Raw genomic sequence first — 22,552 nt, 5'->3', positions numbered from 1 at the left:
ACGCCCCCTGGGCGCGGGATACCCCGATGATTACCCAGAGCCCCGCCCCATGCCTTTGCTCGAAACACCTTTCGCCAGCCTCGACCTGATCCGCCAGCCTGAACAGCAAAACGAACCGCTGCAAGCTTTTGACGCGGCTGACGAATACCTGCTCAACCATCTGGCCGAGCAGCAAACCTCGATCGATACACGAGTGCTGGTCCTTAACGACAGTTTCGGCGCCTTGGCCGCGAGCCTGGCCGGAAAGGTCGACGTGACCAGCAGCGGCGATTCATTCCTGGCGTTCCAGGGGCTGGAGAAGAACCTGGCCCGCAATGGCCTGGCATTCGATTCGGTGCCGGCCATTGCAGCCAGCGAAACACCGGCGGGACCGTTTGACCGGGTCCTGATACGCGTGCCAAAGACTCTGGCGTTGCTGGAAGAACAACTGATTCGCCTGCAAGGCCAATTGGCACCCGGCGCTCAAGTCGTCGCGGGGGCGATGATCAAGCATCTGCCACGTGCCGCGGGGGATCTGCTCGAACGCTATATCGGGCCGGTGCAGGCGTCGCTGGCGGTCAAGAAGGCGCGGTTGTTGATCGCCACGGCTGAAGACAAAGCGCCGGTCACGTCGCCCTATCCGACCCGCTATCGTCTCGACGCACCTGCCATCGAACTGCTCAACCACGCCAACGTCTTCTGCCGCGAAGGCCTGGACATCGGCACACGGGCGTTTTTGCCGCATCTGCCGAAGAGTCTTGGCACGGCACGGGTGGCCGACCTCGGATGCGGCAACGGTGTGCTGGCCATCGCCAGTGCCCTGCAAAACCCTGACGCCCATTACACGCTGGTGGATGAATCGTTCATGGCCGTGCAGTCGGCCGCCGAAAACTGGCGCGCCGCACTGGGTGAGCGCGATGTCATCGTGCGTGCCGGTGATGGCCTGGCTGGCCAGGAGCCCCAGTCGCTGGACGTGGTGCTGTGCAACCCACCGTTTCACCAGCAACAGGTCGTCGGCGACTTCCTGGCCTGGCGGATGTTCCAGCAAGCCCGGGAAGCGCTGGTGGTGGGCGGTGCGCTGTACATCGTCGGTAACCGTCACCTGGGGTACCACAGCAAACTGGCGCGTTTGTTCCGGGGTGTCGAACAAGTGGCGGCCACGCCGAAGTTCGTGATTCTCAAGGCTCGTAAATAACGAGGCAAAAAAAACCCTCCACTCGGAGGGCTATGAATCCGCGCCGCACAGCGCGGCATGGGATATCAGTGAGTGCTCAGGCCCGCGGCGTTCATGAACATCCGCATCAGGCTGGCCACGATGAACAGTGCACCGACACTGCCGACCCAGATCAGGGCCAGCCAGCCGAGCCGCTGCCACAGCGGCTTTTTTTCGGCTTCTTGAATGTCGTGCAGGGAATGTTTGCCGTTCATTTGCATTGAACCTCTTCAAAATGGATGGCGTCGCGGCCGACGCCATCGCGAGCAAGGGCTGCGGGGCAGACTAATGGTAACCGTCTTCGTGGGTGACCTTGCCGCGGAACACGTAATAGCTCCAGAAGGTGTAGCCCAGGATAAACGGGATGATGAACAGCGTGCCCACCAGCATGAAGCCCTGGCTTTGCGGCGGCGCGGCGGCATCCCAGATAGAGATCGACGGCGGCACGATGTTCGGCCACAGGCTGATCCCCAGGCCGCTGTAGCCGAGGAAGATCAGCACCAGCGTCAACAGGAATGGCGTGTAGTGCGCATTGCGGGCCACCGCGCGAATCAGGCCGTACAAGGTCACCAGCACCAAAATCGGCACCGGCAGGAACCAGAACAGGTTGGGCAGGGTGAACCAGCGCGCGGCGATTTCAGCGTGGGCCAGCGGCGTCCAGATGCTGACGATACCGATCACCGCCAGCAACACGAACGCCAGTGGCCGCGCCAGGTTGTGCATCTGCTCCTGCAACTTGCCTTCAGTCTTCATGATCAGCCAGGTGCAGCCCAACAACGCGTAGGCCACCACCAACGCGGCGCCGCAGAACATTGTGAAGGGTGTCAACCAGTCCAGTGAACCGCCGGCGAACTGTCGATCGACCACCGGCAAGCCATCGATGAAGGCGCCCAGCGCCACGCCCTGGAAGAACGTCGCGGCGATCGAACCGCCGATGAAGGCCTTGTCCCAGAGATGGCGTTTGTCGTCCCGCGCCTTGAAGCGGAACTCGAACGCCACGCCACGGAAAATCAGCCCGATCAGCATGAAGATCAGCGGCAGGTACAACGCCGAAAGCACCACCGAATAAGCCAGCGGAAAGGCGCCGAACAGCGCCGCACCGCCCAGCACCAGCCAGGTTTCGTTGCCGTCCCAGACCGGGGCGACGGTGTTCATCATCACGTCCCGGTCGGTCTTGCCGGGTATGAACGGGAAGAGAATGCCGATGCCCAGGTCAAACCCGTCCATGACCACGTACATCATGATGCCGAAGATGATGATCACGGCCCAGATCAGCGGAAGATCAATACCCATGATTCAAATCTCCTTGGTCACGGTGCGGTCGGTATCGGCATGATCGTCGTCGGCAGCGGACAGCGGACGCGCCGGCGTGCGTTTCTGGCCAGGACCTCCGTCGTTGGTTTCCTTGCCTTCATCGATCTTCGGCCCTTTGCGCACCAGGCGCATCATGTAACCCAGGCCGGCACCGAACAGTGCGAAATACACCACGACAAACAGGATCAGGGTGATGCTCATCTGCATGACGCTATGGTTGGAAGACGCATCCGCCGTGCGCATCAGGCCGTACACCACCCACGGTTGACGACCGATTTCCGTGGTGAACCAGCCGGCCAGGATTGCGATCAGCCCGGACGGTCCCATCCACAAGGCCAGGTACAGGAACGGGCGCGACGTGTAGAGCGTGTCACGCTTGCGCAGCCACAGGCTCCACAGACCGGTGAAGATCATCAGGAAACCCAGGCCGACCATGATCCGGAACGACCAGAACACGATGGTCGAATTCGGCCGGTCTTCAGGCGGGAACTCCTTGAGCGCCGGCACCTGTTTGTCCAGCGAGTGAGTCAGGATCAGGCTGCCCAGGTACGGAATCTCGACGGCGTACTTGGTCTTCTCTTCTTTCATGTCCGGCCAGCCGAACAGGATCAGCGGCGTCGGCTCGTCACCTTTGTTTTCCCAGTGGCCCTCGATCGCAGCGATTTTGGCTGGCTGATGTTCAAGGGTGTTGAGGCCGTGGAAGTCACCGATGACGGCCTGGATCGGGGCCACGATCAGCGCCATCCACATCGCCATCGACAACATCTTGCGGATCGCCGGGTTGTCCTTGCCGCGCAATAAGTGCCAGGCCGCCGAGGCGCCAACGAAGAACGCGGTCGCGACGAACGCCGCCGTGGCCATGTGCATCAGGCGATAAGGGAACGACGGGTTGAAGATCACCGCCAGCCAGTCGGTCGGAATGACCTGGCCGTTGACGATTTCAAAGCCCTGGGGGGTCTGCATCCAGCTGTTGGAGGCGAGGATCCAGAAAGTCGAGATCAGCGTGCCGATCGCAACCATGACGGTTGCGAAAAAGTGCAGGCCGCGCCCGACCTTGTTCCAGCCGAACAGCATCACGCCGAGAAAACCGGCTTCGAGGAAGAATGCCGTCAGCACTTCGTACGTCAGCAACGGCCCGGTCACGGAACCGGCGAAGTCCGAGAAGCGGCTCCAGTTGGTACCGAACTGATAGGCCATGACCAGCCCCGAGACCACGCCCATGCCGAAGTTGACGGCAAAGATCTTCGACCAGAAATGATAGAGGTCACGGTAAGTGTCGTTGTGGGTTTTCAGCCACAAGCCTTCAAGAACCGCCAGGTAACTGGCCAGGCCAATGGTGATGGCAGGGAACAGGATGTGGAACGAGATGGTGAACGCGAACTGAATTCGGGCGAGATCAAGTGCCTCTAAACCGAACATAAGTCTTCCTCTGTCAGGTAGTACGGCTGCGGGCTGGAAACCTGCATCCTCGGTCCCCACGGTTATGGAGTGCGGCGAATTCGAATTCGTTCTTTTTATTGCAAGCATCACAACGCAGGGCGTCTGGCCTTGCGGCCACCGGATCAATTCCCGGGCGGGGTTTGATCTGGATCAATCAACGTTGAAAGAGTAGTCCCATTTCCGGCCTTGAACCGCGTGGTCTTTTGCCGCGTGACAAGTTGCCTCATGGCTGGGGAAACAGGTCGATACACATCCCTGTGGGAGCGGGCTTGCTCGCGAAGGGGTCGGTACATCCACCATTGATGTCGACTGACACTGCGCCTTCGCGAGCAAGCCCGCTCCCACAGGGATTTGTCCCGTGGCAGAAATCGATGTCTGGCTAATGAAATTTTCAAATCCAGCAACTTTTTGTTACAGGCTGGTGATAACCTCACGCCTCCCCTCTCCCCAGATTTGCCTTCAAATGCCCAGCCAAGAGCCTTTGCTGTTACGTCACCACCGCCCTTTCCTCGCGTTCTGGCTGGCCCGGGTTTTCACCGCCAGCGGCTTCCAGATGCTCACCGTGGCCATCGGCTGGAACCTCTACCAACTGACCGGCAACGTGCTCGATCTGGGTCTGGTGGGGTTGGTCGAGTTCGCCCCGCGTGTGCTGTTCATGCTGCACACCGGGCACGTCGCGGATCGCTACGACCGGCGCAAGGTCGCGGCGATCTGCCAGTCCCTGCAAGCGCTGATCGCCCTGTCGCTGGCCATTGGCAGTGCTACCGACCATGTCACCCGGGAAATGATCTTCATCCTCGCGTTCCTGCTCGGCGCCGCCCGCTCCTTCGAAATGCCGACCACCCAGGCCTTGCTGCCGAGCATCGTGCCCGGCACCCTGTTCCCCCGGGCCGTCGCCGCCGCGCAATCGGCCCAGCAATCGGCAACCATCGTCGCCCCAGCACTCGGCGGTCTGCTCTATGCCTTCGGCAGCGTGTGGGTCTATGGCCCGACCGTGATCCTCTACCTCATCGCCTGCACGCTGATGCTCAACCTGCCGGCGCGCCAGACTCCCTTGAACAAGGGCAAGGCCACCCTGGACTCGCTGCTGGCCGGGATCCGATTCATTCGCAGCAGGCCGGACATTCTTGGGGCGATTTCCCTGGACCTGTTCGCCGTCCTGCTCGGCGGTGCGACGGCGTTGTTGCCGGTGTTCGCCAAGGACATTCTGCTCACCGGTCCCTGGGGCTTGGGCCTGCTGCGTTCGGCGCCGGCGGTGGGGGCGTTGTTGATGTCGCTGTACCTGGCAAGGTTCGCCGTGGAGCGCAATGTCGGACGTGTGATGTTTACCGCCGTGGGCGTATTCGGCGTCGCCACCATCGCCTTCGGCCTGTCGACCTCGTTCTGGTTTTCGCTGGCGGTGCTGGTGGTATTGGGTGCCGCGGACATGATCAGCATGGTCATCCGCGCCTCTTTCGTGCAGCTGGAAACCCCGGACGAAATGCGCGGCCGGGTCAGCGCGGTGAACGGCCTGTTCATCGGCGCGTCGAACCAGTTGGGCGAATTCGAATCGGGCCTGACCGCCCACTGGTTCGGCACCGTGCCGGCGGTGGTCATGGGCGGCATCGGCACGCTGGTGGTGACCGGGACCTGGATCAAGCTGTTCCCGACCCTGGCCCAGCGTGACCGGATGCATGTGCCGGTGAAAGAAGAAGCGAAGGTCTGATTGTTCTAAACAACCAACTCCCCTGCCACCGCCGCCCGCGCGGCTTTGCCACACAGCTGCTCCACCAGCGCCAGGGCAAATGCCAGCGCGGCGCCCGAGCCCTGGGCGGTGATGCAGTTGCCATCGACCACCACCGGTTGATCGACGAAGTTGCAGCCCGAGAGTTGATGACTGGCCGAAGGCAGGCAGGTCATACGCCGCTGGCGCAACACGCCATAGGTTTGCAGCGCCAGCGCCGGGGCTTCGGCGATGCCGGCGAACAGGCGACCGGCCGCGGCCTGGTCCTTGATCAGTTGTTGCAGGGGTTGATGGGCCGCCAGGTGTTGCGCCCCCACGGCACCGCCCGGCAGGACAATCAGGTCGAAGGGCTGGGCGAGCAAGTCCACCAGCATGGCGTCGGTGGTCAGGCGAGTACCGCGGGCGCAGGTGAGCATGCGCCGTCCTTCGATGCTGGCCACCACCACCTCTACCTTGGCGCGGCGCAGCACATCGACCAGGGTGACCGCTTGCAGGTCATCAATGCCCTCGGCGAGGGTAATCAAAGCTCTAAAGGTCATGAGTGCTATCCACGGAATGATCCTTGAAGCGTAGTCAGCTTTCCTTACCCTTGTTCGAGGCCCGGACGCTACTTGATGTAGAGCTGCGTCGACATCGTGTTGCCCGGTGCATTGAGGGAGGTGTTGCTGAAGGTGAAGGTGCCTTCCTGTTTGCCAGCCAGATCGAAAATGTACACATTACCGACGGTTTTCCGGCCGGCGGTGCACTCGGTCAGGTTGCCGTTATCGTAGGCACAGACCGGCGTGCGGGTGCCGTTCACCTCGAAGCCGTCCAGGGCGACATGAGGCTGGCTGCGCCCATAGCCCACTTCCAGCACGTAGATCCTGATGTTCGGGCCACTGTGATTGCAGCGCGTCTGCGCCTGCCCTTCGTCAATCGACTCAAAACCACAGCCCGGCGACTCGACCTTGAGCACTTTCAGCTGGGTCAACGGCGGTGCCGAGGCCGCCAGGGCGGCTTGAGCCCCCAGCAGCCAAGCCATCAAGCTCCACAGAACATTTTTCATGCACTTTCCACCCAGAAAATCACCCCGAAAACCGGCGTGCAGTATGGCTGACTCGAGCGCAACGCAAAACATCGACGACGATCACCGCCATAAGCAGCCATAACCCTGTGCTACTGGTATGATGCGCGGCTTTTTCCGACCCGCAGAAAATTCCCAGGCGCCCGCAGTGGTCTGTGCTTTGCTGTTGAGGTCGATACATTCACGGCGCCGGGCGCGCCACGGGGAGCAGACATGCTGGAAAGGCTGTTTCAACTCAAGGCACACAACACCAACGTACGCACCGAGATTCTGGCGGGCGTCACGACCTTTTTGGCCATGGCCTACATTCTGTTCGTCAACCCGAGCATCCTCGGCGAGACCGGCATGGACAAGGGCGCGGTGTTCGTCGCCACCTGCCTGGCAGCCGCCATCGGCTCCGCGACCATGGGCCTGATCGCCAACTACCCGATCGCCCTCGCACCGGGCATGGGCCTGAACGCCTTCTTTACCTACACCGTGGTCCTGCACATGGGCCACACCTGGCAAGTGGCGCTGGGTGCGGTATTCATCTCGGCCGTGTGCTTCTTCCTGCTGTCGATCTTCCGCATCCGTGAATGGATCATCAACAGCATCCCGCTGCCGCTGCGTTCGGCGATTGCCGCCGGTATCGGCCTGTTCCTGGCACTGATCGCCCTGCATAACGCCGGCATCGTGGTCAGCAACCCGGCGACCATGGTCGGCCTCGGTGACCTGAAACAACCGGCACCGATCCTCGCCACCCTCGGCTTCGCCCTGATCGTCGCCCTCGAAGCCCTGGCCGTGCGCGGTGCGGTGCTGATCGGCATCCTGGTGGTGACCATCATTTCCATCGTCATGGGCTTCACCCCGTTCGGCGGCGTGATGTCGATGCCACCTTCGCTGGCGCCGACCTTCCTGCAACTGGACATCAAGGGCGCGCTGGACATCGGTCTGGTCAGCGTGATTTTCGCCTTCCTGTTCGTCGATCTGTTCGACAACTCCGGCACTCTGATCGGCGTCGCCAAGCGCGCCGGCCTGATGGGCAAGGACGGCCATATGCCGAAAATGGGCCGGGCCCTGATCGCCGACAGTACCGCTGCGATGGCCGGCTCCCTGCTGGGCACCTCGACCACCACCAGCTACATCGAATCCGCCGCGGGCGTGAGTGCCGGTGGCCGCACCGGCCTGACCGCCATCGTTGTGGCGATCCTGTTCCTGCTGGCCCTGTTCTTCTCGCCACTGGCCGCCAGCGTCCCGGCCTTTGCCACCGCGCCGGCGCTGCTGTTCGTCGCCGTGCTGATGACATCCGGCCTGGCCGAAATAGACTGGGACGACATTACGGTGGCCGCGCCGGTGGTAATCACCGCCCTGGCCATGCCGTTCACGTATTCCATCGCCAACGGCATCGCCTTCGGTTTCATTGCCTGGACCGCGATCAAGTTGATGTCCGGACGCGGCCGTGAGCTGAATCCGGCGCTGGTGATCCTGTCGATTCTGTTCGTGATCAAGCTGGGTTGGTTCAACGCATGACTTTTGATTCCCAGGCCTACGCCGCTCAACTCGAAGACAAGGTCACGCGCCTGCGTGACCTGCTGGCGCCGTTCGACGCGCCGGAGCCGGTCGTTTTCGACTCGCCTCTGCAGAATTTCCGCCTGCGCGCCGAATTCCGCCTGTGGCGTGAAGCCGGCGAGCGCCACTACGCGATGTTTTCCCAGGAAGACAAACGCACACCGATCCTGATCGAAGAGTTCCCGATCGCCAGCCTGCGCATCAACCAGTTGATGCCGCAGCTCAAGGCGGCGTGGCAGGCCAGTTCGGCCCTGAGCCACAAGCTGTTTCAGGTGGAGTTCCTGACCACGTTGGCCGGCGATGCGATGATCACCTTGTGCTATCACCGCCCGCTGGACGAGCACTGGCATGCGGCGGCCACGAAACTGGCGGCCGACTTGAACGTCAGCATCATCGGCCGTTCCAAGGGCAAGCGCGAAGTCATCGGTCACGATTACGTGGTCGAGAAACTGGATGTCGGCGGTCGCACCTTCAGCTATCGCCAACCCGAAGGCGCGTTCACCCAACCCAACGGCACCGTGAACCAGAAGATGCTCAACTGGGCGTATGACGCGCTCGGTGATCGCGCCGACGACTTGCTGGAGCTGTACTGCGGCAACGGCAACTTCACCCTGCCGCTCGCCACCCGCGTGCGCAAAGTGCTGGCCACCGAAATCAGCAAGACTTCGGTCAACGCGGCATTGAGCAACCTCAGCGAAAACGCTGTGGATAACGTCACGCTGGTGCGCCTGTCCGCCGAAGAACTGACCGAAGCGCTGAACGAAGTGCGTCCGTTCCGTCGCCTGCACGGCATCGACCTGAAAAGCTACGAATTCGGTAGCGTCTTCGTCGACCCGCCACGCGCCGGCATGGACCCGGACACCTGCGAACTGACCCGGCGTTTCGACAACATCCTCTACATCTCCTGCAACCCGGAGACCCTGGCGGCCAACATCGCCCAACTGCACGACACCCACCGCATCACCCAATGCGCGATGTTCGACCAGTTCCCGTGGACGCATCACATGGAATCCGGGGTGTTGTTGACCCGGCGGTGATTGCAGATGCCACAAACAAATCAGCCGTCATCACGACGGCTTTTTTGTGGGCGTTCAAAGCACGACGTCGACCTTGTGCGGCCGTCCGCCTTTCTTGCCATTGGCCCGAGCGGCTTCAGCCTTGGCGGCGCTGCTCTGGCGACCATTGCGTGAGGCAATCAACGAGGCGGCCATGGTCATCAATGACTGGCTCGCCGAAATCATGCCTGCGAGAGACACATCCAGGTCCTTGCCTTCATGGCAGAGTGCTGTACCGGCGAAACCAACGGTCAGGCGGGCAAAATCCTCGGCCTCGAAATCATCGAACTCAGGATAATTCGCAACAGGCAGCAAGACGCCGCTGCCATCTTCGAAGCTGATGGCCAGGCACGGGGCAATAAACTTGACTGCCGTCGCCTGGAGGCTGTTGTTTCTGCGCATTTGCCCACGCCTGATGGCTTCGTCCAGGCGACTTTCTGTCACGGGCCTATCAGGCTGAACCTTGACCTTCACTGTTTTCATAACTCGATCTCCACACATTTCTGTGCACCTGCCAGAAACAATCGCGTCGTGTTCGTTTCAGGTTCGTAGCGAGCCGATCCAATGATGTTGGCCGTGCTGACGACTCTTTTCACCGCGACGACTTCGTTGCTGTGCCAGTCCCACAATTGATTATCAAGGCAAACCGTCTGTAATTTTCGCCACCAGATGTCACGAGCACGCAGCAAATGGGCCGGTTGCTTGAGCGACTGGCGCACCCCCTCAAGCACCGCCAACGGTGGTCGACGCGAAAGCGGGACCACATCCCAGAGCTCGACACCGTTGTGCCAGAAGGTGAACCTGAACCTCGCACTCCACGTGCCCGCCTCCACATGTGCGTGAGGCGGACAATGCTCATCACGCAACAGGATCGCCACCGAAAGCCCTTTGTAGCTGAATATTCTCATGCTAACCCATCCGTTAGGTTATTGAACCCGTAAATTCGACGCTCCTTGTAAAACCCGATCACCGGCTCACATCGCCAAACTGAAAATACGCCTCAGAGCCTAGCGGTCGGTCCCGCTGTTGGACCTTGTAGTTCGTAAGCAATCCTTTCCCATCGCCCACAAAAAAGCCGTCACAAGGACGGCTGTCTAGCCTTGGGCCACAATCACCCCGGCTGATTTTTCCGAAACTCCGTCGTGGTAATGCCCTTGTACCCCCAGTTATCGGTGTCGATTTCCTCGATCACGATGTGGGTCAGCTCCGGCGGTTTGCCGAGCACGCGCTGCAGGGTCTCGGTGATTTCGGCGATGACCTGGGCTTTCTGCTCACGGGTCACACCGTCACGGGTAATACGAACGCTGACGAAAGGCATGCTGCTTCTCCTGCTCGACTGATTAAGAAAGGCTTACCAACGGAAGCTCACTGTATCTGTGTGCGAGCATCTGATAAATACTGTTTCACGCACTTAATTTGATCCCCGGTGTAATTAATCATGCAGCGACAATTCGACGATCTTCAATTGGGCAGCATCGAGCTGTTTTGCCTGGCCGCCGAGGCCGGCAGTTTCACCGCGGCCGCGCTGGTGGCAGGTGTCACGCCGGCTGCGGTGAGCCGCTCGGTGTCGCGCATGGAGGAACGGCTGGGGGTGCGGCTGTTTGCGCGCACGACCCGCAGCGTCAATCTGACTGACAGCGGTCGCCGATACTACGAAGAATGCCGCCAGGCATTGGCGCAACTGGTGGAAGCCCAGCGCGAAGTCATGGGCCAACAGCAGGTGCCGTCCGGGACGCTGCGCATCAGTATTCCGACCACCTACGCCCACCACCGGATCCTGCCGCTGTTACCGGCCTTTCGCGCGCGCTTTCCGGCGGTGAAGGTCGAGTCGCACATCAGCAACCGCAACATCGATTTCGTCGGTGAAGGCTATGACATGGCGATTCGCGTGCGCGCGATTCCTGATTCCGGCCTGATCGCCCGGCAGCTGGAGGACGCCGCCCTGGTGATGATTGCCAGCCCCGACTACCTCAAGCGAGCCGGCACCCCGCAAACCCTCGATGACCTGCAACAGCACGAATGCATTCAGTACGAACTGCCCAGCAGCGGTCGGCGCATTGCCTGGTTGTTCAATGACAATGGCGTCCAGCGCGAGATCCTGGCCGAGGGCAACTTGAGCTGTTCCGACGACGTGTTGGGTGGCGTGACGTTGGCGAAACACGGTGCGGGGCTGTTTCAGACCTATCGCTTTATCGTTGAAAAGGAACTGGCCGATGGCGCCCTGGTGGAAGTGCTCAAGCCCTACGGTGGACGTTCGCGGCCGTTTACCTTGCTCTATCCGCAAAGCCGCCATATGCCGCTGAAAGTGCGGGCATTTATCGATTTCCTGATGGAGCATCTGCCACGCTGAGATCGAAACCGTCCGATCACCGCACACAAAAAGCCCGAGGATCCGCTCATCAATTGACCAAATTAACCATCTAGTACAATTTATCTCCACAGGCCGGAGTCTTCGGCCAATGCCAAAAATAATAAGTGGAGAAACCTCGATGTCCCCCATCATTCTGGTGCTCAACGGCCCGAACCTGAACCTGCTCGGCACCCGTGAACCTGCCACGTATGGCCATGAAACCCTGGCAGACATTTCTGCCCTGTGCGGCCGCGCCGCCGAAGATTTCGGCCTGGCGGTGGAGTTTCGCCAGACCAACCACGAAGGCGAACTGCTCGACTGGATTCACGGCGCACGCGGCCGCTGCGCCGGGATCGTGATCAACCCCGCCGCCTGGACCCACACCTCGGTGGCGATTCGCGACGCGCTGGTCGCCAGCGAACTGCCGGTGATCGAAGTCCATTTGTCCAACGTCCACGCCCGTGAGCCCTTCCGTCATCATTCCTTTGTGTCAGCCATTGCCACGGCGGTCATGGCCGGGTTCGGCAGCCACGGCTATCGCCTGGCGCTGGAGCATTTCAGCCAACGTCTGAAAGGGTGAACACCGTGAAACAGAATCAAACCATATTGGCCGGCCTGATCGGCGCGGGCATCCAGGCGTCGCGCACGCCAACCCTGCACGAGCATGAAGGCGATGCCCAGGGGTTGCGTTACGTCTATCGCCTGATCGACCTCGATCAATTGCAACTCGACAGCAACGCCCTGCCCGACTTGCTGATGGCCGCCGAGCGGATGAACTTCACCGGGTTGAACATCACCTTCCCCTGCAAGCAAGCGATCATCCCGCTGCTCGACGAATTGTCGCCGGAAGCCCGTGGCATTGGCGCGGTGAACACCGTGGTGCTCAAGGACGGCAAGCGCATCGGCCACAACACCGATTGCCTGGGATTTGCCGAGGGTTTTCGCCGGGGCTTGAAGGACGTTGCCCGTGAGCGCGTGGTCCAGATGGGGGCCGGTGGCGCCGGTGCGGCGGTTGCCCACGCGTTGCTGAGCGAAGGCGTACGGCAGCTGAGCATTTTCGACGTGGAAATCAGCCGCGCCCAGAGCCTGGCCGACAACCTCAACCAACATTTCGGCAGCGGTCGCGCGGTGGCCGGTCATGATCTGGCGCAGACCCTGGCCGGGGCTGACGGCCTGGTGAACACCACGCCGATGGGCATGAAAAAACTGCCGGGCATGCCGGTGCCAGCCGAATGGCTGCGCGCCGAGCTGTGGGTGGCGGAGATTGTCTATTTCCCACTGGAAACCGAACTGCTGCGCCATGCACGCGCCCTGGGTTGCCGGACGCTGGATGGCGGCAACATGGCGGTGTTCCAGGCGGTGAAGGCGTTTGAACTGTTCAGCGGCGTCGTGCCGGATGCGCAGCGGATGCTGGCGCATTTTCAGAGCATGAATGTCTGAAGAGCAAAGGATCGCAGCCTTCGGCAGCTCCTACAGAGTTTTGTATACACCTGTAGGAGCTGCCGCAGGCTGCGATTGTTTCAGGCCTGCAGGTAGCGCAACACCGACTCGCAGATCATCTCGCGATGACGCAGCTTGACGCTTTCGTCCGGCAAGTCGATCTGGAAAATCTCGCCGAAGGTGTGGCGGTTCGACACGCGATAGAAGCAGAACGAACTGATCAGCAGATGCACATCCAGCGGATCAAGCCCGGTGCGGAACACGCCTTGCTCGGCGCCGCGACGCAGAATCTCGCCCAGTGAATCGAGGATGGTGTTGTTCATCGCCTTGATGGCATCGGAGCGCTTCACATACTCGGCGTTGTGAATGTTCTCGATGCTGACGATCCGCACGAAATCGACATTGCGATCATGGTGGTCGAAGGTGAACTCCACCAGGCGCCGAATAGCCTCCGCGGGCGCCAGTTCGGCCAGGTGCAGACGGTTTTCGGTGTTGCGGATATCGCCGTACAGCTTTTCCAGCACCTCGACGTAGAGCTGTTCCTTACTGCCGAAGTAGTAATAGATCATGCGCTTGGAGGTGTGGATGCGCTCGGCGATGGCATCGACGCGAGCGCCGGACAATCCCTGTTGAACGAACTCGACAATCGCTTCCTGGAGGATGTTCTCGCGGGTTTTTTCCGGGTTGTTCTTGCGACTCTTGCGCGGTTCGGCAATTGGCTGATCGGGGACTGCGGGAAAGTCTGAAGTCATTGTCATTGCGGGCTCACGGCCATCACTGCACAGGTTGGCGATTATGAGCCGCGCCGCACACTGAAGGAAGCCGTGCGGCGGCGGTTTGTCGGCGTGATTACGATTTTCCTACAACTTTGCCTGACGTACGGCACCACTTCGAGACTTGGCCATGGCCGCCAGGCGCACCGCGACGTTGGCCGCACCGTACCCGGCATAACCGTTCTTGCGCTGGATGATCTCGAAGAAAAAGCGTCCTTCGAACGGCTCGGTGTACACGTGGAACAGCTCGCCACCCTGGGGATCGCGGTCGTACAACACGTTGAAATAGGCCAGTTCGCTGAGGAATTCATCGTCGAAATCGAAACGCGCCGCCAGGTCATCGTAATAGTTGAGCGGAATGTCCAGCAGCGGCACACCCGCCGCTTTCGCCCGGCTGACTTCGGCAAAGATGTCGTCGCAATCAAAGGCGATGTGATGCACCCCCGATCCGCGATAGCTCGACAGCGCGTGTGAGATCGCGGTGTTGCGGTTCTCGGAGATGTTCAGCGGCAGGCGGATCGAACTGTCGCGGCTGCGCAATGCGCGACTCTTCACCAGGCCATAAGGGTCGGGCAGGACCACTTCGTCATCGGCCTCGAAGTCCAGCAGGCTCTTGTAGAACAGCACCCAACTGTCGAGGCTGTCGGCCGGCAGCGCCATGGCCATGTGGTCGATACGCTTGAGTCCGCCGCTGGCCACGGCGTCGGGTAGCAGATTGAAGTCGGTGCCGTAGACATCTTTCTCCTGGTCCACCAGGTAAATCAGGCTGCCGTCCGGCGCACGCACGGCGGCGAGCTCCAGTTCATTGGGACCGACCAGCCCGCGATAGGGCTGGCCTTTGTAGGCCACGGCCCGTGCCAGGGCGCTGGCACTGTCCTTGACCCGCACGGCGGTGGCGCACAGCGATGGACCGTGCGCTTCGAAAAAACTGTGGGCGAACGAGTAAGGCTCGGAGTTGAGGATCAGGTTGATATCGCCCTGGCGCAGCAGGCTGACGCTCTTGGAACGATGCTGCCCGGCCTTGACGAAGCCCAGGCGCTCCAGCCAGTGGGAGAGCTTGGCGCCGAGGCTTTCGTCCACGGCGAACTCAAGAAACTCGATGCCGTTGTATTCGCTGGCTTTCGGGGTCTCGAACAAAATATCGACATTGGCCGTTGGCTGGGCTTGCTGCGCCAGGCGCTGGCGGGTTTTCTCTTCCAGGTACAGCAACGAGCGCAAACCGTCGGCGGCGTTGGCCCGTGGCGGCGCGGCGCGGAAGCCGTCGTTGAAGATCTCCAGGGACAGCGGCCCGGTGTAGCCGCTCTGGATGATCGGTGCGAGGAAACCCGCCAGATCGAACTCGCCCTGGCCCGGGAAGCAGCGGAAATGCCGGCTCCACTCCAGCACGTCCATGGCCAGGATTGGCGCGTCGGCCATTTGCACGAAGAAGATCTTGTCGCCGGGAATCTCGGCGATGGCGCTCGGATCGCCCTTGAGCGACAGCGTATGAAAGCTGTCGAGCAATACCCCGAGGCTGGGGTGATCCGCCTGACGGACGATATTCCACACCTGTTGCCAGGTGTTCACATGCCGGCCCCAGGCCAGTGCCTCATAGCCGATGCGCAAGCCGCGCGCGCCGGCACGTTCGGCCAGCAGTCGCAAATCATCGACTAAAATTTGCTCATCACCCAGCGAATCCGCAGAAGCGTTGCTGCACACCAGCACCAGGTCGGTGCCCAGCTCCTGCATCAGGTCGAACTTACGCTCGGCCCGCTCCAGGTTGCGCGGCAAACGGTCACGGCGGCAGCCCTCGAAATCCCGGAACGGTTGGAACAGGGTGATGGCGATCCCGAGATCGGCGCACATCTGTTTAATTTCTCGCGGGCTGCCGTCGTAGTAGAGAAGGTCGTTCTCGAAAATCTCGACGCCATCGAAGCCGGCGGCGGCAATGGCTTCGAGTTTTTCCGGCAGGGTACCGCTCAGGGATACGGTGGCAATGGAACGCTGCATGGTTCGGCTCCCGGTGGTGGAGGCAATCTTGTTAGGGGCATTGCACGCTTTATGTGTAGGAGCTGCCGAAGGCTCGGGCCGCGTTCGGACGATCTTTTGATCTTGGTCTTGATCTTGATCTTGATCTTGATCTTGATCTTGAAAATCCAGATCAAAAGATCGCAGCCTTCGGCAGCTCCTACACAGGGATTGCGTTTATCTTGGAGTGAATTATTGGCTGCGCGATCCCTCACAGCAATTTAAAGTGTACTACCCGGTTAGTTTTGTGTTCGATTATCGAACAAAATGACCCTCAGTGAATTGACGATTTTTTGTTCACTGCGCAACATCAACACGACATTGAGTCAGGTCATCAACCGGCCACCTCAGTTACCAAAGACCCAGAACACCACATAAAAATTTCAAAAAACGGGTAAACGCTCATGCGCTCATTCAACGCCTTGTTCGCTCGAACCACCGTCATTACGCCTTGCCTGGCGTCCATCCGAACCCTGCGCACCGCCGGCATCCACGTGCCGCTCGCTGAATAACCCGTCAGCCGACGAAACCAGCCGATCAGTCCAGCGCCCGCCGCCATCGATTGATCACGCGCCCTTGAAGTCCAGACGAGCCTCGCTTGTCAGTCATTGAACGGATGGCACAGATGAACCCTACTCAAAGCTCTCGCATGGCTCCGGCCATGAGTGCCGCCACCGGCGGTATCGGCGACAAAATCCGCGGCGCCATGGCCGTCGGCAAGACCCGTTGGGGCATGCTGGCGCTGGTGTTCTTCGCCACCACCCTGAACTACATCGACCGCGCCGCCCTCGGCGTCATGCAGCCGATCCTGGCCAAGGAAATGAGCTGGACGGCGATGGACTACGCCAACATCAACTTCTGGTTCCAGGTCGGCTACGCCATCGGTTTCGTGCTGCAGGGCCGCTTGATCGACCGGGTCGGCGTCAAGCGCGTGTTCTTCTGCGCGGTACTGCTCTGGAGCCTGGCGACCGGCGCCCACGGCCTGGCCACCTCGGCGGTCGGCTTCATGGTCTGCCGCTTCATCCTCGGCCTGACCGAAGCCGCCAACTACCCGGCCTGCGTGAAGACCACACGCCTGTGGTTCCCGGCCGGCGAACGCGCCGTGGCCACCGGTATTTTCAACGCCGGGACCAACGTCGGCGCGATGTTCACGCCAATGCTGCTGCCGCTGATCCTCCATGTCTGGGGCTGGCAGGCCGCCTTCCTGTGCATGTCGGCACTGGGCGGTATCTGGCTGCTGTTCTGGGGCCTGAAGTACTTCAACCCGGAAGATCACCCCAGCGTCAAACAGTCGGAGCTGGACTACATCCAGAACGAAGTCGAACCGGAACAGACCCGCGTACCGTTCTCGCGAATCCTGCGCATGCGCGGCACCTGGGCCTTCGCCCTCGCCTACTCGATGACCGCGCCGGTGTTCTGGTTCTACCTGTACTGGCTGCCACCTTTCCTCAACCAGCAATACAACCTGGGCATCAACGTGACCCAGATGGGCATTCCGCTGATCATCATTTACCTCACCGCCGACTTCGGCAGTGTCGGCGGCGGGATTCTGTCCTCGTTCCTGATCGGCCGCGGCGTCAACCCGATCAAGGCGCGACTGATGTCCATGTTCCTGTTCGCCTGCTGCATCATCGGCGTGGTCATGGCGGCTGGCTCCAGCAGCCTGTGGGTCGCGGTCGCCGCGATTTCCCTGGCCATCGGCGCACACCAGGCCTGGACCGCGAACATCTGGAGCCTGGTGATGGACTACACGCCCAAGCACATGATGAGCACGGTGTTCGGCTTCGGCGGCATGTGTGCGGCGATTGGCGGGATGTTCATGACCCAGCTGGTCGGGCACATCCTGACCGTCACCAACAACAACTACACCGTGCTGTTCACCCTGATTCCGGCGATGTACTTCATTGCGCTGACCTGGATGTACTTCATGGCACCGCGCAAGATCCCGACAGTAGAAGACTGATGTTCCCTCGGCGCGGGCCCGGTTTCGGGCCTGCGCTTTTTTTTGCCTGCGATTCATGCATCCACGAGTTTTCACTCGACGCCAAGGAAGTCAAACCATGTCACCCAGACACCTGAGCATCGCCAAGCGCGCCGTGATCAGCTTCGGCATCATCGCGCTGCTCGTCCTGTTGCAAGGCTTGTTCGCCCTGAAACAAGTCGCCGAGGTACGAGCCACGGGCCAGCACACCGAGAGCGTTTCTTTGCCCAGTACCCGCTACCTGGGGGAAATCCGCGACTACATCTTGAGCATTCGCGTGCTGAGCCTGCGCATGGCGCTCAACCGCGAGCCCAAGGTGCTCGACGCCACCGTCACCCGCCTGCACCAGGTACAAGGCTGGCTTGAACAAGCCCTGGACAAGTTCGCGCCGCTGGTTGGCGACTACAACCGGGCGCCGTACGAAAAGTTCGTCGCGACGGTGACCCGTTACCGTCAGGCCCTGGCGCAATACGAAAGCCTGTCACAGGACAACCGGCACGAAGAAATGACCGCGCTGCTCAACGGCAGGATTCAGGATGACTCGACCCTGACCGGTGATCAGTTCGCCGAGCTGGTGGCCCTCACCGCCAACGAAGTCAGCCAGTCAGCGCAGCAGGCCGATGCGCTTTACCATCAAGTGAAAGTCACGGTCGTCGCGGCGCTGGTGGCCGTGTCGTTGCTGACCGTGTTCCTGGCCTGGCTGTTGATTCGCAGCATCGTCGTGCCGATTCGCCAGGCCGTGGCAGTGGCCGAGCAAGTGGCGGCCGGCGATCTCGGCACGCCGATCCACAGCCAGGGTGGCGATGAAACGGCGCGTCTGCTGAGCGCCTTGTCGATCATGCAGGGCAGCCTGCGCGAAACCCTGCAACGCATCAGCGAGGCCTCGACCCAACTCGCCGCAGCCGCCGGGCAGATGAACCACAGCACGCACCTGGATTCCAGCAGGCTGCAACAGCAACACAACGAAATCGAACAAGCCGCCACGGCGGTGAATGAGATGACCGTTGCCGTGGAGGAAGTCGCACGCAATGCCGTCTCGACATCTGACAGCACCCGTCAATCGACCCGGCAAGCCAGCCAGGGCCAGGCGCGGGTGATCGAAACGCTGGACGCGATCCAGGCGATGAGCGCCAATGCCGGCCAGGCCTTGCAACAGGTGCAGACCCTGGCCGAGCAATCCCGGGAAATCGGCAAGGTGCTGGACGTGATCCGCGCCATCGCCGAACAGACCAACCTGCTGGCACTCAATGCCGCCATCGAAGCCGCCCGGGCCGGGGAAGCCGGGCGCGGTTTTGCGGTGGTGGCCGATGAAGTGCGGGCGCTGGCCCATCGTACCCAGCAATCGACCCGGGAAATCGAACTGATGATCGGCCGGGTCCAGGGCGATACCGAGGGCGTGGTGTTGTCGATGCACGGTAACAGCCAGCGCGTTGCCGAAACCCTGTCGATTGCCGAACAGGCCGGCGTCGCGCTGGCGCAAATTACCCGGGCCATGGAGCAAATCCATGAGCGCAACCTGGTGATTGCCAGCGCGTCGGAAGAGCAAGCGGCGGTGGCCCGCGAAGTGGACAGGAACCTGCTGAACATCCGCGACCTGTCCTTGCAAAGCGCCGACGCCTCGACCCGCACCAGCGCCACCAGCCAGGAGATGTCGCAACTGGCGGCGGGCCTGCAAAACCTGGTGCTGCGCTTTCGGTTCTGAGCGGCCTCAGCGGCGGCTTTGCTGCCAGGCCGCCGCCAGCCCGCTGCAGCAGATCACGGCGATGCCGATCACGGTGGTCAGGGTCGGCGTGTGGGAAAACAGCAGCCAGCCCAACAGGCCGGCAAAGACAATCTGGCAATAGCTGAACGGCGCCAGCAAGGCCGGCGCCGCATGGCGGAAAGCCTGGGTCAGGAACAGGTGCGCCGTCATGCCGCAAGCCCCCAGCGCCAACATCATCGCGCCATGAACCAGGCTCGGCACCTGCCAGAAGAACGGCACCAGCGCGCTCATCACCAGGGTGTTGCACAGGCCGGCGAAAAAGTTGCTGGTGGTCGGGCTGTCGATCTCGCTGAGCTTGCGCGTGAGCAACTGATAGAAACAGAAAAACAGCGCCGAGCAGAACGGCAGCAACACCGCCGGGGTGAACAAATCACCCCCCGGGTGGACGATGATCAGCACCCCGCTGAAACCGAAAATCACCGCCAGCCACTGGCCCCGCGTCACCCGCTCCTTCAACAGCGGCACCGATAACGCGGTGACCAGCACCGGCGCCAGGAAGTTGACCGAGGTCGCTTCGGCCAACGGGATGTACATCAAGCCGGTGGTAAAGAACAGGCTGGTGCCCAGCAGGCACAGCGCCCGGGTCAACTGAAGCAGCGGGCGCTTGGTACGCAAGACCCCCAACCCCGATTGCGGCAGAAAGATCCCGGCCATCAACAAGGTGTGAACCACATACCGCGCCCACACCACCATGACAATCGGATAGAACCCCGACAGGTACTTCGATAACGCGTCATGGCTGGAAAACAGGAAGGTTGCGAGAACGATCAGCAGGATCCCTTTGAAGGGCTGATTGACGCCGGAAAGCGGGGTGCTGACAGTCATTGGGTTTCCTTTAATTACAGCCTTAATCTGTAGGAGCGAGCTCTGCTCGCGATGGTCGTCAACGATTACGCGTGCTGTCTGAGGGTACGCGGTGTCATTGATACCATCGCGAGCAGAGCTCGCTCCTACAGGCGATCAGGTGCGCAGCAGCGCTTACAGCCGCGCCAACAATTCCCGGGTTTTATCCAGCGCCATTCGCGCCCGATCCAGCCCGCTCACGCCCTGCTCCAGCAAGTGCACCGTGGGAATCTCCAGGCTCAAGGGAATGTTAGCCGGCAAACAAACCAGCAACCCCGACAAATCGCAGTCGCCATCGCCGGGAAAACGTCGCTCGTTACGGGCCTGACGCAAGATCTCGGCCATGTCCGCGGGCCTGGGTCCGGCCACATCACACAACTGTGCATACCGTAACCGTGAAGGCGCCACCCTGGCCAGGTCTTCCAGCCGCGAGCCCGAACGGTCGAAGTGAAACGCGTCCACCAGCACCGCACCGTTTTCGCGCCCGGCGCGCTCGACAATGCGCACGGCTTGCTCAAGATCGGGCGCGTCGGTCCAGGGCATGAACTCCAGATGCGGATGCAGCCCATAAGACGCTGCCAGATCGCAAAGTTCTGCAAAGTTTTCGGTCATTCGTTGTTCGTCGGCATCGTTACCGGCCACCAGCAATTCACTGGCACCGAATTCGGCGCCGACCGCCAGCACCTTCTCGAAATCGGCGACAACGGTGTGCGGTTTCAATCGCAGGATTTCCACATCCAGTACACGGATGCCGGTGTCGCGCAGGCGCGCCAGGGTCCGGCGCCGCAGATCCTCATCGGCCACCAATGCAAAATGGTGCTCCTCCGGTGTCGCCGGTACCAGGCGCAGGCCGACATGGCTGTAGCCGGCCCGCGCCGCGACCTCGACCATGTCGGGCGGCGACAACTCCAGGACCGTCAGGCTGGCCAGGGAAAAGATACGTTCACTCATGGTCAACCCTCGATCAAGGACGGTGCGCAAGCGCGCCCGGTTTCGGCGGCCTGGCGAATGGCTTCGATCAGCGCCAGGGTGCGGGCAGCATCGGCGGCACTCACCAGCGGTTCGACTTGCCTCCGGGCAACGCGCACAAAGTGCTGCAACTGCAAACGCAACGCCTCATCGGCCGTGAAGGATTCCCGGGTCTTCTCCAGCGGTTGGTGCCAGCCACCGTCGACCTGCGTGTAGTGCCAGCGCTGGAGTTGCGGAATGCTCAGCGCCCCGCCGGTCCCGGCCAGCAAATAGCACGGCTGGTCGGCCTGGCGCGGATATACCGGGTTCTCCCCCGAACCCAGCTCCCAGCTCCAGGGCGCGGCCACCGCATCGGAACCGGTCAGGCTTCCCAGCGCGCCGTTGTCGAATTGCAGCAGCACCGCCGCGCAATCTTCATTGCCAAAGCCGCGAATCGCGTTGCTGGTCACGGCCTGGACCTGACGCACTTCACCGCACAAATGCCGGAGCAGATCGAGGTCGTGGATCAGGTTGGTCAGCAACATGCCCGCACCGGCCTCGCGGCGCCACGCGGTCTCGAAATAGCTGTCGGGTTTGCGCAATTGCCACAGCGCCGTGACGGTGGTCAACCGCCCCAGGGCGCCACTCCCGACAAGCTCATGCGCACGGACGATCAACGGATTGTGACGACGGTGATGGCCCACCAGCACAGGCACCCCCGTGGCTTTCGAAGCGGCCACCAGCTCGCGGACTTCATCCAGGTGCACGCCGACCGGTTTCTCCAGCAACACCGGCACGCCCGCGGCGAGGCAATCGAGCGCGGTGCTGACGTGCAAATTGTTCGGGTTGGCGACGATCACCGCCTCGGGCCTGGCCTGCTCCAGCATCTGACGGTGATCGGCGAAATGCGCTACACCCCATTGTGCCGCGAGACCCGCCGACTGCGGTCCGGGATCGGCCACCGCGCACAAGGTGGCTTCCTCAAGGGTTTTCAGATGTTGGTAATGCTGTTGACCCATATTGCCAGCGCCGATCAGGGCGATGCGAAGGGGCGAACTCATGGAGTGGACCTCTTTTGGTTATTGTTGGAGGAGCGAATTCCAACAATTTAGA

At 61.4% G+C, this 22,552-nt stretch carries 22 protein-coding genes; 9 read left to right on the top strand and 13 right to left on the bottom strand.

All coding sequences use genetic code 11. The annotated features are described in order from the left end of the window. Nucleotides 1-49: 49 nt before the first annotated feature. Nucleotides 50-1,174 (top strand): methyltransferase, encoded by a 1,125-nt coding sequence (locus tag F8N66_RS29100; RefSeq protein ID WP_150773372.1) that lies wholly within the window; start codon nucleotides 50-52, stop codon nucleotides 1,172-1,174. A gap of 65 nt (nucleotides 1,175-1,239) precedes the next feature. Here F8N66_RS29100 and F8N66_RS29095 read toward each other — a convergent pair whose 3' ends face one another. From F8N66_RS29095 to F8N66_RS29085, 3 genes are all read right to left on the bottom strand, one after another. Further along, nucleotides 1,240-1,407 carry a DUF2474 domain-containing protein gene (locus tag F8N66_RS29095; RefSeq protein ID WP_150773371.1) on the bottom strand — a complete coding sequence of 56 codons (168 nt, stop codon included), beginning with the start codon at nucleotides 1,405-1,407 and terminating at the stop codon, nucleotides 1,240-1,242. A 70-nt stretch (nucleotides 1,408-1,477) separates the two neighbouring features. Further along, nucleotides 1,478-2,485, bottom strand: coding sequence for a cytochrome d ubiquinol oxidase subunit II (cydB, locus tag F8N66_RS29090; protein WP_150773370.1), 1,008 nt, complete (start codon nucleotides 2,483-2,485; stop codon nucleotides 1,478-1,480). A 3-nt stretch (nucleotides 2,486-2,488) separates the two neighbouring features. Next, nucleotides 2,489-3,925 (bottom strand): cytochrome ubiquinol oxidase subunit I, encoded by a 1,437-nt coding sequence (locus tag F8N66_RS29085; RefSeq protein ID WP_150773369.1) that lies wholly within the window; start codon nucleotides 3,923-3,925, stop codon nucleotides 2,489-2,491. Between the two features lie 484 nt (nucleotides 3,926-4,409). Here F8N66_RS29085 and F8N66_RS29075 point away from each other — a divergent pair, with 484 nt between their 5' ends. Next, on the top strand, nucleotides 4,410-5,651 hold the full coding sequence (locus F8N66_RS29075; RefSeq protein WP_150773368.1) for an MFS transporter: 1,242 nt from the start codon (nucleotides 4,410-4,412) through the stop codon (nucleotides 5,649-5,651). 5 nt (nucleotides 5,652-5,656) lie between these two features. Here the strand turns inward: F8N66_RS29075 and F8N66_RS29070 are convergent, their stop codons facing one another. Continuing rightward, entirely contained in the window at nucleotides 5,657-6,208 is a 552-nt protein-coding gene (locus F8N66_RS29070; RefSeq protein ID WP_150773367.1) for a DJ-1 family glyoxalase III, read from the bottom strand. A 68-nt stretch (nucleotides 6,209-6,276) separates the two neighbouring features. Continuing rightward, nucleotides 6,277-6,714: a DUF4879 domain-containing protein gene (locus F8N66_RS29065; RefSeq protein WP_224790529.1), complete on the bottom strand. Its 438-nt coding sequence runs from the start codon at nucleotides 6,712-6,714 to the stop codon at nucleotides 6,277-6,279. Nucleotides 6,715-6,945: 231 nt separating this feature from the next. Here F8N66_RS29065 and F8N66_RS29060 point away from each other — a divergent pair, with 231 nt between their 5' ends. After that, a complete protein-coding gene (locus tag F8N66_RS29060) occupies nucleotides 6,946-8,241 on the top strand; it encodes an NCS2 family permease (protein WP_150773365.1) in 1,296 nt (431 codons plus the stop codon). Beyond that, a complete protein-coding gene (gene trmA / locus F8N66_RS29055; RefSeq protein ID WP_150773364.1) occupies nucleotides 8,238-9,317 on the top strand; it encodes a tRNA (uridine(54)-C5)-methyltransferase TrmA in 1,080 nt (359 codons plus the stop codon). Before F8N66_RS29060 ends, trmA begins: the two co-directional genes overlap by 4 nt. Before the next feature lie 54 nt (nucleotides 9,318-9,371). On the opposite strand, the gene F8N66_RS29050 is transcribed toward trmA, so the two are convergent. From F8N66_RS29050 to F8N66_RS29040, 3 genes are all read right to left on the bottom strand, one after another. Next, on the bottom strand, nucleotides 9,372-9,818 hold the full coding sequence (locus F8N66_RS29050) for a DUF2442 domain-containing protein (RefSeq protein ID WP_150773363.1): 447 nt from the start codon (nucleotides 9,816-9,818) through the stop codon (nucleotides 9,372-9,374). After that, entirely contained in the window at nucleotides 9,815-10,243 is a 429-nt protein-coding gene (locus F8N66_RS29045; protein WP_150773362.1) for a DUF4160 domain-containing protein, read from the bottom strand. The genes F8N66_RS29050 and F8N66_RS29045 overlap by 4 nt, the downstream gene beginning before the upstream one ends. A gap of 203 nt (nucleotides 10,244-10,446) precedes the next feature. Beyond that, nucleotides 10,447-10,653, bottom strand: a complete 207-nt coding sequence (locus F8N66_RS29040; protein WP_034148192.1) for a tautomerase family protein — start codon at nucleotides 10,651-10,653, stop codon at nucleotides 10,447-10,449. A 120-nt stretch (nucleotides 10,654-10,773) separates the two neighbouring features. Here F8N66_RS29040 and F8N66_RS29035 point away from each other — a divergent pair, with 120 nt between their 5' ends. The 3 genes from F8N66_RS29035 to F8N66_RS29025 all read left to right on the top strand — a co-directional run bounded on the left by F8N66_RS29035 (nucleotide 10,774) and on the right by F8N66_RS29025 (nucleotide 13,125). Further along, complete coding sequence (locus F8N66_RS29035; protein ID WP_150773361.1) at nucleotides 10,774-11,685, top strand: LysR family transcriptional regulator; 912 nt, start codon at nucleotides 10,774-10,776, stop codon at nucleotides 11,683-11,685. Nucleotides 11,686-11,824: 139 nt separating this feature from the next. After that, on the top strand, nucleotides 11,825-12,265 hold the full coding sequence (aroQ, locus tag F8N66_RS29030; protein WP_150773360.1) for a type II 3-dehydroquinate dehydratase: 441 nt from the start codon (nucleotides 11,825-11,827) through the stop codon (nucleotides 12,263-12,265). Between the two features lie 5 nt (nucleotides 12,266-12,270). Further along, complete coding sequence (locus tag F8N66_RS29025; RefSeq protein WP_150773359.1) at nucleotides 12,271-13,125, top strand: shikimate dehydrogenase; 855 nt, start codon at nucleotides 12,271-12,273, stop codon at nucleotides 13,123-13,125. 80 nt (nucleotides 13,126-13,205) lie between these two features. On the opposite strand, the gene F8N66_RS29020 is transcribed toward F8N66_RS29025, so the two are convergent. Both F8N66_RS29020 and quiC read right to left on the bottom strand, forming a co-directional pair. After that, the gene (locus F8N66_RS29020; protein WP_150773358.1) at nucleotides 13,206-13,883 is read right to left on the bottom strand and encodes a TetR/AcrR family transcriptional regulator; all 678 of its coding nucleotides are present in this window, start codon (nucleotides 13,881-13,883) and stop codon (nucleotides 13,206-13,208) included. Between the two features lie 102 nt (nucleotides 13,884-13,985). After that, nucleotides 13,986-15,887, bottom strand: a complete 1,902-nt coding sequence (gene quiC / locus F8N66_RS29015) for a 3-dehydroshikimate dehydratase QuiC (protein WP_150773357.1) — start codon at nucleotides 15,885-15,887, stop codon at nucleotides 13,986-13,988. Nucleotides 15,888-16,530: 643 nt separating this feature from the next. Here quiC and F8N66_RS29010 point away from each other — a divergent pair. Together F8N66_RS29010 and F8N66_RS29005 are read left to right on the top strand one after the other, a co-directional pair. Further along, a complete protein-coding gene (locus tag F8N66_RS29010; protein WP_150773356.1) occupies nucleotides 16,531-17,868 on the top strand; it encodes an MFS transporter in 1,338 nt (445 codons plus the stop codon). Nucleotides 17,869-17,965: 97 nt separating this feature from the next. Beyond that, entirely contained in the window at nucleotides 17,966-19,588 is a 1,623-nt protein-coding gene (locus F8N66_RS29005; protein WP_150773355.1) for a methyl-accepting chemotaxis protein, read from the top strand. A gap of 6 nt (nucleotides 19,589-19,594) precedes the next feature. Here the strand turns inward: F8N66_RS29005 and F8N66_RS29000 are convergent, their stop codons facing one another. The 3 genes from F8N66_RS29000 to F8N66_RS28990 all read right to left on the bottom strand — a co-directional run bounded on the left by F8N66_RS29000 (nucleotide 19,595) and on the right by F8N66_RS28990 (nucleotide 22,500). Continuing rightward, nucleotides 19,595-20,473 carry a DMT family transporter gene (locus tag F8N66_RS29000; RefSeq protein ID WP_150773354.1) on the bottom strand — a complete coding sequence of 293 codons (879 nt, stop codon included), beginning with the start codon at nucleotides 20,471-20,473 and terminating at the stop codon, nucleotides 19,595-19,597. Between the two features lie 153 nt (nucleotides 20,474-20,626). After that, nucleotides 20,627-21,442, bottom strand: a complete 816-nt coding sequence (locus tag F8N66_RS28995) for a sugar phosphate isomerase/epimerase family protein (RefSeq protein WP_150773353.1) — start codon at nucleotides 21,440-21,442, stop codon at nucleotides 20,627-20,629. Between the two features lie 2 nt (nucleotides 21,443-21,444). After that, the gene (locus F8N66_RS28990) at nucleotides 21,445-22,500 is read right to left on the bottom strand and encodes a Gfo/Idh/MocA family protein (RefSeq protein WP_150773352.1); all 1,056 of its coding nucleotides are present in this window, start codon (nucleotides 22,498-22,500) and stop codon (nucleotides 21,445-21,447) included. Nucleotides 22,501-22,552: the final 52 nt, after the last annotated feature.

Origin of the sequence: Pseudomonas fluorescens (assembly GCF_902498195.1) — a bacterium.
In the GTDB taxonomy this organism is placed as follows: Bacteria; Pseudomonadota; Gammaproteobacteria; order Pseudomonadales; family Pseudomonadaceae; genus Aquipseudomonas; species Aquipseudomonas fluorescens_BU.
The sequence above is the reverse complement of the archived record's forward strand: the minus strand, read 5'-3'. Positions and strand labels throughout refer to the sequence as shown.

What these genes read in the sequence shown, in the direction of transcription:
- F8N66_RS28990 (WP_150773352.1), bottom strand. Translation starts at nt 22,500, where the DNA reads ATGAGTTCGCCCCTTCGCATCGCCCTGATCGGCGCTGGCAATATGGGT.
- F8N66_RS29065 (WP_224790529.1), bottom strand. Translation starts at nt 6,714, where the DNA reads ATGAAAAATGTTCTGTGGAGCTTGATGGCTTGGCTGCTGGGGGCTCAA.
- F8N66_RS29085 (WP_150773369.1), bottom strand. Translation starts at nt 3,925, where the DNA reads ATGTTCGGTTTAGAGGCACTTGATCTCGCCCGAATTCAGTTCGCGTTC.
- F8N66_RS29045 (WP_150773362.1), bottom strand. Translation starts at nt 10,243, where the DNA reads ATGAGAATATTCAGCTACAAAGGGCTTTCGGTGGCGATCCTGTTGCGT.
- F8N66_RS29075 (WP_150773368.1), top strand. Translation starts at nt 4,410, where the DNA reads ATGCCCAGCCAAGAGCCTTTGCTGTTACGTCACCACCGCCCTTTCCTC.
- cydB (WP_150773370.1), bottom strand. Translation starts at nt 2,485, where the DNA reads ATGGGTATTGATCTTCCGCTGATCTGGGCCGTGATCATCATCTTCGGC.
- F8N66_RS29095 (WP_150773371.1), bottom strand. Translation starts at nt 1,407, where the DNA reads ATGAACGGCAAACATTCCCTGCACGACATTCAAGAAGCCGAAAAAAAG.
- quiC (WP_150773357.1), bottom strand. Translation starts at nt 15,887, where the DNA reads ATGCAGCGTTCCATTGCCACCGTATCCCTGAGCGGTACCCTGCCGGAA.
- F8N66_RS29050 (WP_150773363.1), bottom strand. Translation starts at nt 9,818, where the DNA reads ATGAAAACAGTGAAGGTCAAGGTTCAGCCTGATAGGCCCGTGACAGAA.
- F8N66_RS29035 (WP_150773361.1), top strand. Translation starts at nt 10,774, where the DNA reads ATGCAGCGACAATTCGACGATCTTCAATTGGGCAGCATCGAGCTGTTT.
- F8N66_RS28995 (WP_150773353.1), bottom strand. Translation starts at nt 21,442, where the DNA reads ATGAGTGAACGTATCTTTTCCCTGGCCAGCCTGACGGTCCTGGAGTTG.
- F8N66_RS29000 (WP_150773354.1), bottom strand. Translation starts at nt 20,473, where the DNA reads ATGACTGTCAGCACCCCGCTTTCCGGCGTCAATCAGCCCTTCAAAGGG.
- F8N66_RS29070 (WP_150773367.1), bottom strand. Translation starts at nt 6,208, where the DNA reads ATGACCTTTAGAGCTTTGATTACCCTCGCCGAGGGCATTGATGACCTG.
- F8N66_RS29100 (WP_150773372.1), top strand. Translation starts at nt 50, where the DNA reads ATGCCTTTGCTCGAAACACCTTTCGCCAGCCTCGACCTGATCCGCCAG.
- F8N66_RS29005 (WP_150773355.1), top strand. Translation starts at nt 17,966, where the DNA reads ATGTCACCCAGACACCTGAGCATCGCCAAGCGCGCCGTGATCAGCTTC.
- F8N66_RS29060 (WP_150773365.1), top strand. Translation starts at nt 6,946, where the DNA reads ATGCTGGAAAGGCTGTTTCAACTCAAGGCACACAACACCAACGTACGC.
- trmA (WP_150773364.1), top strand. Translation starts at nt 8,238, where the DNA reads ATGACTTTTGATTCCCAGGCCTACGCCGCTCAACTCGAAGACAAGGTC.
- aroQ (WP_150773360.1), top strand. Translation starts at nt 11,825, where the DNA reads ATGTCCCCCATCATTCTGGTGCTCAACGGCCCGAACCTGAACCTGCTC.
- F8N66_RS29040 (WP_034148192.1), bottom strand. Translation starts at nt 10,653, where the DNA reads ATGCCTTTCGTCAGCGTTCGTATTACCCGTGACGGTGTGACCCGTGAG.
- F8N66_RS29020 (WP_150773358.1), bottom strand. Translation starts at nt 13,883, where the DNA reads ATGACAATGACTTCAGACTTTCCCGCAGTCCCCGATCAGCCAATTGCC.
- F8N66_RS29010 (WP_150773356.1), top strand. Translation starts at nt 16,531, where the DNA reads ATGAACCCTACTCAAAGCTCTCGCATGGCTCCGGCCATGAGTGCCGCC.